This window comes from Flavobacterium sp. UGB4466 (genome assembly GCF_903469665.1).
Lineage (GTDB): Bacteria > Bacteroidota > Bacteroidia > Flavobacteriales > Flavobacteriaceae > Flavobacterium > Flavobacterium lipolyticum.
Genome location: NZ_CAGKLC010000016.1, coordinates 14,091 through 26,920, shown reverse-complemented (window position 1 = coordinate 26,920; position 12,830 = coordinate 14,091). Strand labels below are relative to the sequence as shown.

At 32.7% G+C, this 12,830-nt stretch carries 14 protein-coding genes; 13 read left to right on the top strand and 1 reads right to left on the bottom strand.

The genetic code is table 11. The features are described 5' to 3' along the window. Positions 1–52: 52 nt before the first annotated feature. Positions 53–2,185 carry a TonB-dependent receptor gene (locus JO950_RS06630; protein WP_202701933.1) on the bottom strand — a complete coding sequence of 711 codons (2,133 nt, stop codon included), beginning with the start codon at positions 2,183–2,185 and terminating at the stop codon, positions 53–55. Positions 2,186–2,307: 122 nt separating this feature from the next. On the opposite strand from JO950_RS06630, the gene lysA reads away from it, so the two are divergent. The 13 genes from lysA to JO950_RS06565 all read left to right on the top strand — a co-directional run bounded on the left by lysA (position 2,308) and on the right by JO950_RS06565 (position 12,800). Then, positions 2,308–3,600, top strand: coding sequence for a diaminopimelate decarboxylase (gene lysA, locus JO950_RS06625; RefSeq protein ID WP_255567764.1), 1,293 nt, complete (start codon positions 2,308–2,310; stop codon positions 3,598–3,600). A 559-nt stretch (positions 3,601–4,159) separates the two neighbouring features. Next, entirely contained in the window at positions 4,160–6,169 is a 2,010-nt protein-coding gene (locus JO950_RS06620) for an AAA family ATPase (protein ID WP_202701932.1), read from the top strand. Between the two features lie 258 nt (positions 6,170–6,427). Next, positions 6,428–6,817, top strand: a complete 390-nt coding sequence (locus tag JO950_RS06615) for a helix-turn-helix domain-containing protein (RefSeq protein ID WP_202701961.1) — start codon at positions 6,428–6,430, stop codon at positions 6,815–6,817. Between the two features lie 71 nt (positions 6,818–6,888). Next, positions 6,889–7,170, top strand: coding sequence for a hypothetical protein (locus JO950_RS06610; protein ID WP_202701931.1), 282 nt, complete (start codon positions 6,889–6,891; stop codon positions 7,168–7,170). 95 nt (positions 7,171–7,265) lie between these two features. Beyond that, a complete protein-coding gene (locus tag JO950_RS06605) occupies positions 7,266–7,715 on the top strand; it encodes a hypothetical protein (RefSeq protein WP_202701930.1) in 450 nt (149 codons plus the stop codon). 67 nt (positions 7,716–7,782) lie between these two features. After that, positions 7,783–8,406: a hypothetical protein gene (locus JO950_RS06600; RefSeq protein ID WP_202701929.1), complete on the top strand. Its 624-nt coding sequence runs from the start codon at positions 7,783–7,785 to the stop codon at positions 8,404–8,406. A 44-nt stretch (positions 8,407–8,450) separates the two neighbouring features. Further along, a complete protein-coding gene (locus tag JO950_RS06595; RefSeq protein ID WP_202701928.1) occupies positions 8,451–8,831 on the top strand; it encodes a DUF5071 domain-containing protein in 381 nt (126 codons plus the stop codon). Next, positions 8,828–9,304 carry a DinB family protein gene (locus tag JO950_RS06590; protein ID WP_202701927.1) on the top strand — a complete coding sequence of 159 codons (477 nt, stop codon included), beginning with the start codon at positions 8,828–8,830 and terminating at the stop codon, positions 9,302–9,304. Before JO950_RS06595 ends, JO950_RS06590 begins: the two co-directional genes overlap by 4 nt. 46 nt (positions 9,305–9,350) lie before the next feature. Then, positions 9,351–9,734: a VOC family protein gene (locus JO950_RS06585; RefSeq protein WP_202701926.1), complete on the top strand. Its 384-nt coding sequence runs from the start codon at positions 9,351–9,353 to the stop codon at positions 9,732–9,734. Positions 9,735–9,807: 73 nt separating this feature from the next. Continuing rightward, positions 9,808–10,167: a hypothetical protein gene (locus JO950_RS06580; RefSeq protein WP_202701925.1), complete on the top strand. Its 360-nt coding sequence runs from the start codon at positions 9,808–9,810 to the stop codon at positions 10,165–10,167. 319 nt (positions 10,168–10,486) lie between these two features. After that, complete coding sequence (locus JO950_RS06575) at positions 10,487–11,041, top strand: hypothetical protein (RefSeq protein WP_202701924.1); 555 nt, start codon at positions 10,487–10,489, stop codon at positions 11,039–11,041. Positions 11,042–11,114: 73 nt separating this feature from the next. Continuing rightward, a complete protein-coding gene (locus JO950_RS06570; protein WP_202701923.1) occupies positions 11,115–12,305 on the top strand; it encodes a hypothetical protein in 1,191 nt (396 codons plus the stop codon). A gap of 27 nt (positions 12,306–12,332) precedes the next feature. After that, the gene (locus JO950_RS06565) at positions 12,333–12,800 is read left to right on the top strand and encodes a DUF1572 family protein (protein WP_202701922.1); all 468 of its coding nucleotides are present in this window, start codon (positions 12,333–12,335) and stop codon (positions 12,798–12,800) included. Positions 12,801–12,830 lie beyond the last annotated feature (30 nt).

Sequence of the window (12,830 nt, the reverse complement as noted above, 5' to 3'; positions counted from 1 at the left end):
CAAAAAGGGGCTTTGTTATGAAATATTAAAATTACACTTCAAATTACTAAATTTAAAAATTATACTGAATTTGTAAAGTGGCACGTCTTCCCGGAGCATTCACAAAATCTTTATCTCTCGCCTGCCACCAGGCAATATTGGGAGCGTAATCTTTATTAAATAAGTTCTCCACTCCCAGTGCCAATCGGAATGATTTATTAATGAGATAAGAACTGCTTAAATTAAAGACCGTATATTTTTTTACCGGACCTTCGTTAAAACTATACAAATTTGTGGTTGGATTTGGGTCAAATCGGTCTCTTTTGAAATTATGTAAAGAACTTAATTCAATATCTAAATTTTTCAACGGACGAATCTGAACATAAGTAGTAAGCTTTGGAGCCATTATTCGGGATCCGTTAATATATTTTTCGTACGATCCATTATTGTCATTATCAACCTTCCCTTCTATCCAGGCAAAAGCACCTCCAAAACTTAAAAACTCTGTTGGATTAAAGCCCATAACAGCCTCATAACCCCAAATATTTTCAGGAGCACGCTGCATGGCAAAAGAACCATCAGCTGATTGAATTGATGTAGCCCCTAATTGTGAGGTACTCCAGAAACTGGTTACCTCATAGGTGAACCATTTTTTAATCGCTCCGGCCACACCCATTTCGTAATTGTTTACAATAATAGGATCCGTTGGTAATTTTGAAATCACACTTTCGGTAGACGTTCTTAAAATACGCCCTACCTCATTGATCGAAAAGGATTGAGAATAACTTGTAAAAACATTTACCTCCGGCATAATATTGTATCGCAATCCGATGTTTCCAACAAGGGCGTTGTAATCTAAATTACCTCCCTGAACAAAAATACTTTTGGTATAGGTATTGTTTTTGGCATTTAATACCGGTAATGTATTGAAATCATCTGCTTTAACTTTAATATTTTCATATCGGGCACCTGCCTTTAAAGTAAATTTACCCCAGGCATCAAACTTGATTAAGGCAAAAGGAGCTGTATTGACCATTTTCATTTGTGGTGTCCAAAAACGACCGTCCTCTAACTTTTGAACTGTTTTATCCTGAAGCAAATCCAAACCATAAATGATCTCTGCTTTATAGGTATCATTAGCAAAAAGACGGGAATCAAAATTAACGCGAAGCCCTTTCTTTTGTGAAGCCACATTCGATTGACCTCCGTTTAAAAACTGATCTCTGTCGTACGAATAAACCGTTCTGAAATCCTGTGCATAAACATTAACATCCAAAGAAGTGTTGTTCCAAATCTCCGAGTTCGAATACGCTACTCTGAAATTATGGTTTCTCGGAGTTCCCTCAGGCGTTCCCAAACGTCCACCGGCTTCCACTCCAATCGTTGGAATTTCTCCCCATTTACCAATCTTAACGTCCTGATCCAAGAATGACTTTGAAGCATACCCCATGTACGAGAACTCTAACCTTTGGGTATCAGTTAGTGCATATCCTATTTTAAACAATCCGTTATAGGTATTTAAATTCGATAAACTATAAAACGGCGAAAGGTTTACTCCGTTAGCATCTTTAGAAACTCCTGATCTTTCTTGTGTAAAACCAACAACGTAATCGAGTTTTTTTAGTTTTCCAGCCAAAGAAAGTGAAGCTCTGTAACCAAATGATTCTGCAAAAGTTTTGGGTTGTGTGATCAAACCCAGCTGTACCGAACCGCTAATTTTTTCCTCAGAATGGTTTTTCTTTGTAATATAATTGATGATCCCTCCATCGGCACCATTCCCATAAATTGAAGTTGCACCTTTAATAACTTCCACTCTTTCGATAGACGAAGGATCAATTACCTGAAGGTCTCTACCTCCATTTCTCAAAGGCGTAGATTGCGGTATTCCATCAATCATCACCAAAAATGGTCTTCCTCTTAAAGTCTGACCGAAATTTGAAGTTTGGTTACTTGCGGTCGCTAAACCCGGAACTGTATATTGCAAAATATTACCGATATTCGAATTTACCAAGGTCTGATTTTGGATTTTCTTCGCTCCAACAATCGTAATAGAAGAAACAACCTCTTTTATACTCTCTTTTTTTCGGCTTGCCGTTACAATAATATCCTCTAAATTATTAGTCTGTAAACTGTCTTTTGATTTCTCCTGAGCAAATCCCACCGAAGTTGTAAGGATAATCAGGTAAAATGTAATAATCTTTTTCATAAATAATCTCTAATAGTGTAATTTTGGGGCAAATATAATTTTTATTAACTCTAAATAAGAATTAGAAACCACTAAAAGTTAAAAAAACTTTAAATGTTTATTTTATAACAATTTGTTACAATTTGTTATTTTTCAATTTAAAATTTGTCAATCGGCAAAAGAGTAATAAGTTTGCTGAAAATAGTTTACAGATGCAAGCAAAAGATTTACTGCAGTTAGCAGACCAATTTGGAAGTCCATTATATGTATATGATGCCGAAAAAATCCAATCTCAGTACAACAGGTTAACTAAAGCTTTCTCTAAGGTAGAAAACTTAAGAGTTAATTATGCCATGAAGGCATTGTCTAACGTTGCCATTCTTCAGCTATTAAAGAACATGGGATCTGGCTTAGATACGGTATCGATTCAGGAGGTTCAATTAGGCCTTCATGCCGGCTATGATCCTGACAAAATTTTCTTTACACCAAACGGAGTTTCTTTAGAAGAAATCGAAGAAGTAGCCGCAATGGGTGTACAGATCAATATCGACAATTTATCTATTTTAGAGCAATTCGGAACCAAACATCCTAATATACCGGTATGCATTCGTATCAATCCACACGTAATGGCGGGTGGAAATGCCAATATTTCCGTTGGACATATCGATAGTAAATTCGGAATCTCCGTTCACCAGATACCGCATATTTTGCGTATTGTTGAAAATACAAAAATGCATATTGTGGGGATTCATATGCACACAGGATCGGATATTTTAGATATCGAAGTATTCTTGTATGCCGCCGAGATCTTATTTGATACGGCTAAACATTTCAAAGAATTACAATTCTTAGATTTCGGAAGCGGATTCAAAGTTCCTTACAAAAAAGACGATATCGAAACAGATATTGAAGAATTAGGTAAAAAATTATCTAAAAGATTCAACTCTTTCTGTACAGAATACGGCAGAGATTTAACGTTGATTTTCGAACCTGGAAAATTCCTGGTGAGCGAAGCTGGTTTCTTCTTAGCCAAAGTAAACGTAGTAAAACAAACCACTTCGACAGTTTTCGCAGGGGTTGACAGTGGTTTCAATCACTTAATCCGTCCTATGTTTTACGGTTCACAGCACCATATTGAAAACATCTCCAACCCAAAAGGAAAAGAGCGTTTTTACTCGGTAGTAGGTTACATCTGCGAAACGGATACTTTTGCCAACAACCGCAGAATTTCAGAGATTACCGAAGGTGATATCTTAGCGTTCAGAAATGCAGGAGCTTATTGTTTCTCGATGTCTTCGAACTACAATTCAAGATACAAACCAGCCGAAGTTTTATGGATGAACGGTCAGGGAATCCTGATTCGTGCTCACGAAACATTCGAAGATTTACTTAAAAATCAAATTCCGTTGCCACAGGAAGTTGCTGCAACAGTTTAAAATAAAAAAAAAGAGAATATCATCGAAGTCCCGTTTCTTAATTGAAGCGGGATTTTTTTTTTTTACAGTTTTTAGATTTATGCCCCGTCAGGCTGAGCGAAGTCGAAGTCCACGCAAAGTAACCATCCCGTTTGTCATCCTGACGAAGGAAGGATCACACAAGAAACTCCTCAAAGAGAATCGCCAATCTTTGTCGAATCCTGCGTGAGATTTACTTCGCCTGTTCGCTATCGCTCGAATCTCCCTTCGATCGAAATGATATACTTTACAAATAGTAACCCGAAAGACTAAAAAAACCTGTTGCCCCTACTATACCAACAATTTAAATTTAATATTTTGAGCTTATATCTCCATGTGTTGACTTTCCTTTTTATTTTCTAATCATCTCAACTTCATAAAAAATATCACCTCTATCATTCAAGTACTTCTCTCCTTTTTATTAGAAATAAAATTCATTTAACAAATAAAATATTATATTTGAAAAGAATGCGAAGCACAACTTCTTCAATATTTTTCTAAACTACTTTATATTTATAATAACAGAAACAGATATAATAACATGATTCAACTAGACGATCAAAAAACATATCCAGGTATAAATCCTCAAGTAAAACTGATACATTTTACAGAAGATGAACAGAAAATAATAAAAAAAATATCCGGAGAATGGTATATTACAAATGGCGGTGGAGAGTTCAATCTTGGGCCAACTTCACAATATAAATACTTTCTAATTAAACCAACAGATAATTACAAAGAGCTTTTCAATATTGAGCTTGAAATCATTGTTATTTTTAGCAACTATACAACATTTGAAACCCGTTCATTAGATGCAGTTGATTTTGTTGAAAAAAAATACCAATCTTTAAGATTAGAAAAATTGTGTTGTGTACTTATTAGTAATGATGAAAATGTTGTTGATAGAATTGGTGAATTAGCAAAAAATGACCAAGAATCACAAATAGTGGTTCCGTTTTCATACAGTGAATTACTTTCAAATTCAGATTCATATTTTTTGCGAAATAGATTTAAAGCACATTTTTATACAAGAGATTTATTTGCTTTTGAATCCCCACTTAAAAAAGATCTTTATTTTTTTGGAAGAAGTGACCTTGTTTTGAAATTAGTTAACAGACATAAATCGAATGAAAATACCGCCTTGTTTGGGTTGCGTAAAACAGGGAAGACATCAGTAATTTTTGGCGTTAAAAGGGTTTTAGACTCTCTTGGTGAACATACTGTATTTATTGATTGTCAAAACCCATCAATGCATAAAAGACGATGGAATTCAGCTTTATGGTATATTTTGGAAGAAATTAAAAATCAAGTATGTCCGACTCTTGTAATAAAAGAGGAGATTGAATTCACTGAACTTAATGCTGCCTTACAATTCGAAAGCGTTTTAAAACAAGCAAAAGAAAAGTTGAAGGAAAAAAGTATATTAATTGTTTTTGATGAAATTGAAAATATTACATTTAACACATCACCCAGCCAACACTGGACTAATGACTTAGATTTTGTTTTATTATGGCAATCTATAAGAACCGTTTTTCAGAAAAACACGAATTTATTTTCATTTTTTATTGTTGGTACAAATCCGAATGCTATTGAGACTGCTCAAATAAAAGGTAAAGATAATCCTATTTTTAATCAAATTTATTTTGAATACATCCCTAACTTTGATGTACCTCAAACAAGAGAAATGGTAAGGAAGTTAGGTAGAATAATGGGGCTCCAATTTGAAGAAATTATTTATTCAAAACTGACCGAAGATTTTGGTGGGCATCCATTTTTAATAAGACATGTTTGCAGTATTATTAACAAGATTTCTGATTCGGAAAGGCCTATAAGGGTTGACAAATATCTTTATGAAAAAGCTAAAGCTAAATTTCATAGTGAGTTTAGTAGTTATGTTGAAATGATTTTAGGTGTACTTAAAAATTTCTATCCATCTGAATTTGACATGTTAAAATATATTGCACTTGATGATATGAAAACTTTTAATGAATTAGCAATAGTTTCTCCTGAATTTACAAATCATCTCTTAGGCTATAAAATTATCGATAAAAATAATGACCACTATTCATTTAAAATTGATGCTATTAAAGACTATTTATTAACTAAACATAAATATGAGAAGGCTTTAGATTCACCTAAAGAACGTTATAAAGAAATTTCTGAAAGAAGAAATTCAATTGAACCCAAACTTAGAAAAATAGCTAGAAATCAACTTTTAGCACATTTAGGAAAAGCAGATGCTACTGTTAAATATTTAGCGGTACTTGGAGATCCCAGAAAAACAAAATACTCTGGGCTAAGTTATAGCCAACTTTTTAACGCAAGAGATTGTGAAATTTATTTCGAGGATATTCGTAAAACAATCATTAAACATTATGATATCTTTAAAAATATATTCGGAAGTAATAAAGATGATTTTGATCATAAGATGCAAGTAGTAAATAAATTTCGCTCAGATGCACATGCTAAGGACGTGACAAAAGAAGAAATGGACGTATTCAGACTTTGTATATCATATATTGAAACAAAAATAGAGGAATTCATTGATTAAAATATTACCTTAATAATCAGATAGCGTTGATTTACAATCCTTGTCTACAAATTAACTTACTTAATTAAAATAACAAAAAACTATTTTTCTCATCGTTGTTTAGACATATTTCAAATCCGTATTATTTATGTTTAAAACACTATTCTATCCTAAAAAACATTTATTTATCTGCCAAAATAGACAGAAACTAGTCTAACCAAAAAAACATATGCTTCACTAGGCACCATTTTATAAAATAATTTTAAATACCTTTGAAATATCAGCACAACAACAAAACCAAAACACATTGGAAGAAACATCAGTCGAATAAGAGAGCTTAAAGGTATGAAACCAGAAGCACTGGCAATTGCAATTGGCGTAAGTCAGCAATCTGTTTCTAATTTAAAGGCGAGTGAAACGATTGAAGCCGCAAAACTTGCAGAAATTGCAAAAGTACTTGGCGTTACCGTTGAAGCTATTGAAAATTTTTCGGAAGAGAATGTTATCAATTACTTCAATACTTTTCACGAATCTGTTACTGGTAGCTTTATAACTAACAATTCTTGTAATTTCAACCCACTAGACAAAGTTGTAGAACTTTACGAACGTTTGGTTCTGGCTGAAAAAGAGAAAGTGGAGTATTTGGAAAAATTGTATAAAGGAAAATAATTACTCAAAAATATAAATTTCACGAAAGCACAAATATCTTTAGAGTTTGTGCTTTTTTTATAAACTAACCTATGAAAAAACTAACCATTATTTTATTTCTGATTTTACTTTCCTTTACAAACAAAGTAAATGCACAAAATCCTCAAGCAATCTTTCTGGAAAACCTCGAATCATTTGAAAGATTATCTAAAAACGAAAATGAATCGATAAGTTTAAACATGGTTTACGAAGCTCGAAAGTTTTTGATAGATATAACCGGCATTACCTACAAAATGGAAGAGGCATTTGATATGCCTGTATTTCCGCCTGATAAAACTATAAAAAAGTGGAGATCTTGGTTTGAAAAAAAATAAAGATCTTTTATATTATGACGAAAAAGAGAAAGAAGTTAAAGTAAGAAAAAAGTAAAAAAACTATTTTCGCTCAACAAACCTAACAGCATAAAAACATGAAAATTACGATTCCCCTGTCGGTATTATTTTTATTACTTACTACTACTTTATTCGGTCAGACAATTGCTGATCTAAAACTAAAACCAAAAGAAATTCCCAAAGGCTACACTTTAAACGATGGTAATATTTGTATTACTCCGCAAGCCTGTACTTTTTATAATGATATCGAAACCTACGCTAGTATTGTTGGAACCTTAAAAAATAAATCGATTCAAAATTTTAAAAGTAAAACCGATCGTGGATCTGTAATGTATTTTGAATTTGAACACACTTTTAAAGGCGATAGGTTTCTGCAAGGATTACTTTGGGGAAAAGACGGCCAGCCAACTGACGAACGTCCGGAAGAATATCTTGCAAAAGGAAAATTTCTGATTATCTGGAATTTTCATCCTGACAGTGTTCTCAAAGAAAAGTCAGAGACCAAAATAGAGACTATTTTACAATAAGAAAAAAACAGAGTTTATCTACAATTCAAAACTCCTTAATACATTTTTACATCATAATCAGCTCTCTATGAAAAACCCCTTTTTACTAATTTTAATCACAACAATTAGTTTCTACTCTCAAAACAAAATCGAATTGCGAGATGTCAGTTTTCAGGTTCCTAGCGAGTTTTCGCAAATAAAAAAAGAAAATAAGGGATTAAATTATGATGCTTTTTACGAGAATGGAAAAATTTTCACAGACTCTACTGCAATCGGCGAAACACCAACAATTGCATATCAATATTATGAAAATCCAGGAGCTGGCGCAGAAAGATCAGAAAGTGTGCTGAAAATGCTAAATAAAATTACTGCCGAAGATTTCAAATGCGATACCTTAATAATTAACGCCAATCAAAATTACTCGCTTGCCAGATATAATATGTTCGGAAGAACATTGTTTGAAGCAAAAAGTCTGGGAGAAAAAGGCTGGATCAACATTCTCCTTTCTGATGATCCTAAAAATGATAAATCAAATTTTCAAAAAATGCAATTTGTTCTCGGATCTATAAAACATTCCGGTCCTTATGGCAGAGAACATCAGGCACGAATGAGTGCATCCGGAAATGCTTCAAGATTGGCAATCTTAGCTTTTATTTTCTTTTTAATCGTTCTTTTTTTAAGAAAACAAATGAAAAAAAACGCTTTTTTATAAGGGTCAATATATAATACAAAATTCAACTAACAGATCTGAGCAATATGAATGTCAAAAATTTAATCCCAAAAGATAAATTTGATTTCGAAACAGTCGAAAAACTAAAAAACTACTCATTTGAAGAGATCGAGTCTATTATTCCGGATTTACTTAAATGGTTACAGGATATGAATTGGCCAGTTAGTAGACCAATTGCAGCGTTTCTGATTCCTTACTGTGAAAAAATTTCTTCTGAAATATTGAAAATTTTACAAAGTCAGGATCAGGTTTGGAAATATTGGATTCTTGATACTTTTGGAGAGATCATTAAAGATCAAATGGTTTTAAATGAAATCGAAAGAATCGCAAAAGACCCGACTAAAGATGAAATCGACGAAGAAGTTTCTGAAATTGCAACAAAAATAATTAACAAAACACAAAAATGAACAGACAAGGAGCAGTTGGAGCATTGCTTGACATCTACGAACAGGCAATTTTAGACCTTACCAACGTTATCAAAAGTATTCCGGACGATGCTTTGACCAAAATCATAGACGAAAAAACAACAGACGAAGATTGTAAATCCATACAAAAAATTCTGTCTCACGTAGTAAGTTCCGGTTATAGCTATGCCATCAGTATTCATAACCTGAAAGGGCAGAATGTGCAACGGCCAGGCAAAATTTTTCATGTAACCATTGCCGAATATCTGATAGATTTAACGAATGTTTTCATCTTTACCGAAAATGTTTTTCGAGAAATTAAAGACAACGAATTAGAACAATTTGACGATTCACTAAAAATAAAAACAGGTTGGGGACAATTGTACGACATTGAACAACTTACAGAACATGCGATTGTACATATCCTTCGACACAAACGACAAATTGAAAAAATAAAATCCAGTCAATTGAACTAGAATTTTCTCTAACTTCGCTTACACTAAAAAAATAGCCCCAAACAAAATGAAAAACAAATCAAATCCCGTTGTTTATTTTGAAATCCCGGTAACCAACATCGAAAGAGCCATACAATTTTATTCGGCGGTTTTTAGTTTTGAATTTGAGCGGGAGTTTATTCATGATAATGAAATGGCATTCTTTCCGCTTATCGAAGGCAACAATGGTATTTCGGGAGCCTTAGCCCAAGGTGAAATATACAAACCTACGATAGACGGAACTCTAGTTTATTTAAACACTGAAAACATTGAAGAAACTATAGATCTGGCCATAGAAAATGGTGCCGAGATTTTATTTCCCATAACCTCAAACGGCGAATTTGGCTGGGTAGCAGAATTTAAAGACTGTGAGGGAAACAGAATCGCACTTCACATGAGTAAAAAAGGATAATTTAAATGATAACTGGCTAATTTAATTCTTTAAAACTCCTTTTTATTCCCAAAAAACATCAAAAAACATCAAAATGAAAATTCAAACACGAACGCTCTTTTATGCAATCCTTTTCTTTTTATATCTTACCGCAACTTCTCCTTTACTGCAGTTGGGTGAGAAATTAGGAACAGATCCTTACCTTACTTTGGGTTGTGGCTTTGCTATTTTGAACATTATTTATTCTTTCTTAGGTTTAAAGTGGAAACCAGTACTAAATGTGATCTGCTCTGTGGTAATAGCTGCTTTGTCTCTATTTTTGGCCGTACAGTTCGCCAACTTACATCTGCTTACCAAATACGATCCCTATTTAGTTAAAACGGCCATATTCACCAATGCTATTCTATCAATCCTCTTTTGGGAAATTGTATATCAGGTGAAAATTAGAAAATAATAGAAAACTAAATAAAACCTATTGGGTGTAATTCATTTTAACACATAGTAACATAGGCAATGTATTTTCTATAAAAAAGACGTTTCACTACATTTAAATGCACATATCTTGTTCTATGTGAAAGAAATATATTTCTTTGTGCGGCTCTCTTTATTACAACCAAAATCTATGTTTCTATGTGTTAAATTCATTTTTTCAAATTTCACCCAACTGATATCTATCGCAATTAAAATTGCTGCAAACAACACTTTTACAATACTGTGCCCAAATATTTATATTTTGGCAACTTCAAACGATACCAAAATCATCATCTAAAAACATGAAATTCAAACTTTTACTTCTCTCAGCCTTTATTTTCATCTCTTGTAAAAAAGAAACAAAAACCGAAATTACAACAACGCCAACAAAAGCGAAAGATCACGTTCAAACCACTGAGAAAAAAGAAACACAAAATAGCTCCGATACTATTGTGATTTCGACCAAACACAAAACAAATAAAATCGTATGCGATCTTGACGGTGACGGAAAAAATGAAAAGGTTGAAATTGTAAGAAGTACAAAAAGTGATAAAAGCGGTTTACGAATCATTTTCGGAAACGGAAACCGAACAGATTATTTCGGAATGGGAAATACTATTCTCTATCAGGGTTTTGAAGAAATCGACTGGGCCGGAATATTCGAAAAAGCCCCAAAAGGGGAAGTTGTTTGGAACAATGTAAACGATCAGGGAGAAATTTTGGGCGATGACGAAATAAAAGAAGAGGATAAAATCAAATTGCCAAATGACGGAATATTTATTCATGCCGAAGAAAGCTGCGGAGGCGGCATTATCTATCTTAAAGATGGAAAATACGAGTGGATTCAGCAGGAATAGAACGACAATGTTATTTAAAAACAATAACCAATTTTAAATCAAGCTCACTATAAACAAAAACTTCCAAATCAAAATGAAGAAAACCCTAATTTTTCTCTTCTTTCTTTTTACAATGCCCATTATAGCTCAGAAAGTAAAGTTTCCTGAATATCCTATTTACGATGACGTACTAAGACGATTGACTAATGATTATATAATGCTTATTGAAGAGCAAACTCAAAGTCTCAAAAACAAAGATAATGTAAACACAATTCTTCAAAATACATTACATTACTATTATAAAAAATTCAACAAGACAAATTCGTCTCATATGAAAATGTATTTTTCTAAAGGAAAAGTTCATAAATATGTAAGTTTCATCGGCATAACAGAAGATTCTTTATACTCAGCAAATATATTTAAGAATGATACTCTTGTAGGTTCTATAGAATTTGAAAACAATCAGGATTTGGGGCATGGTTTTCAACATCAAATTGAAAAAGGCAAACTTTTAAAAATTATAACCAACTACTCAGAGAAAAATAGAAAAAATAATAATTACACAAAATATAACAATGGCATACAAGTCACAGACTTTGTTTTTCAAGATAATCGACTTCTTAAGATAGAAAATCTGGAACAAGCTGCAGGTAAGCCACGAGTAAATGTTGACTATTTATATAAAGATAAAAATATACTAGAAATAAAGTATAATAAAGGCATAAATAGCATTGAGATCTATTCTATTCAAAAAATTAATAATGAAGAAAAAAACATTTTTAATTATAGTTATGCTCGAACAGAAAATCTGCTTGTAGAAAATTTAGATTATAATTTTCTATTAAATTATGTAGAAAAAAATGCCACCGAGAAAAGCACAAAAGAATATGATGCCGAAGGAAATCTTATTTACAGACGAGAGACTGACGATTATATTGAAAGAAAATTTTACAAAAATGATAAAATAGCAACAATTAAAGTCTACAATAAAGATATCTCAAAAAGATCTATTGTCTTTAAATATAATACTCGAAATCAAATTGAGGATGAAGCCGAAATCGATAACAATGGAGTGACAGATAAAAGAGTACAAAGCACATACAATAATTTTGGTGATCTTATTTCGCAAAAAACTCAAATGTTTACTGATGGCAAACCTTTTCATACATCTATTTACACTTATGAATATAAATACGATAAGTACAACAACTGGATTGAAAGAAAGACATCATTAAATGGAGAGCCGAGCGATTTAAAAATAAGAACTATTGAGTATAATAAGTAAAACGATAACATTCAAACTACTTTGAATATGAAAAGTACAGCAGAAATTACCAATCGTTTTAGAGAAGTCATTTTAAACGGAACTTGGATTGCCAACACCAATTATAAAGACCAGCTGCAAAATCTGGATTGGAAAATTGCTGTAACTCCTGTCAAAAACATTAATACTATTTCACTTTTGGCGCAGCATGTTCACTATTATATTAGTGGAATAAATAGTGTTTTTAAAGGGGGATCACTGGATATAAAAGACAAATTCAGCTTTGACTTCGCTCCTATTCATTCGCAGGGAGAATGGCAGGCTTTTCTAACTAAATTCTGGAATTCTGCTGAGGAATTTGCCTCTTTTGTAGAAGAAATGCCCAACGAAAAACTGGATCAGATCTTTGTCAACGAAAAATACGGAACCTACAAAAGAAATATCGAAGCCATGATCGAACACAGTTATTATCATTTAGGCCAAATTGTCTTGATCAAAAAACTGTTAACAGAATAATACTGCTTAAGCACCTAAATATGGCTTAGC

Excerpts from the sequence above, each read along its gene's own strand:
- JO950_RS06565 (WP_202701922.1), top strand. The coding sequence starts at position 12,333 with ATGAAAAGTACAGCAGAAATTACCAATCGTTTTAGAGAAGTCATTTTA.
- JO950_RS06595 (WP_202701928.1), top strand. The coding sequence starts at position 8,451 with ATGAATGTCAAAAATTTAATCCCAAAAGATAAATTTGATTTCGAAACA.
- JO950_RS06580 (WP_202701925.1), top strand. The coding sequence starts at position 9,808 with ATGAAAATTCAAACACGAACGCTCTTTTATGCAATCCTTTTCTTTTTA.
- JO950_RS06570 (WP_202701923.1), top strand. The coding sequence starts at position 11,115 with ATGAAGAAAACCCTAATTTTTCTCTTCTTTCTTTTTACAATGCCCATT.
- JO950_RS06630 (WP_202701933.1), bottom strand. The coding sequence starts at position 2,185 with ATGAAAAAGATTATTACATTTTACCTGATTATCCTTACAACTTCGGTG.
- JO950_RS06575 (WP_202701924.1), top strand. The coding sequence starts at position 10,487 with ATGAAATTCAAACTTTTACTTCTCTCAGCCTTTATTTTCATCTCTTGT.
- JO950_RS06590 (WP_202701927.1), top strand. The coding sequence starts at position 8,828 with ATGAACAGACAAGGAGCAGTTGGAGCATTGCTTGACATCTACGAACAG.
- JO950_RS06620 (WP_202701932.1), top strand. The coding sequence starts at position 4,160 with ATGATTCAACTAGACGATCAAAAAACATATCCAGGTATAAATCCTCAA.
- JO950_RS06605 (WP_202701930.1), top strand. The coding sequence starts at position 7,266 with ATGAAAATTACGATTCCCCTGTCGGTATTATTTTTATTACTTACTACT.
- JO950_RS06610 (WP_202701931.1), top strand. The coding sequence starts at position 6,889 with ATGAAAAAACTAACCATTATTTTATTTCTGATTTTACTTTCCTTTACA.
- JO950_RS06585 (WP_202701926.1), top strand. The coding sequence starts at position 9,351 with ATGAAAAACAAATCAAATCCCGTTGTTTATTTTGAAATCCCGGTAACC.
- JO950_RS06600 (WP_202701929.1), top strand. The coding sequence starts at position 7,783 with ATGAAAAACCCCTTTTTACTAATTTTAATCACAACAATTAGTTTCTAC.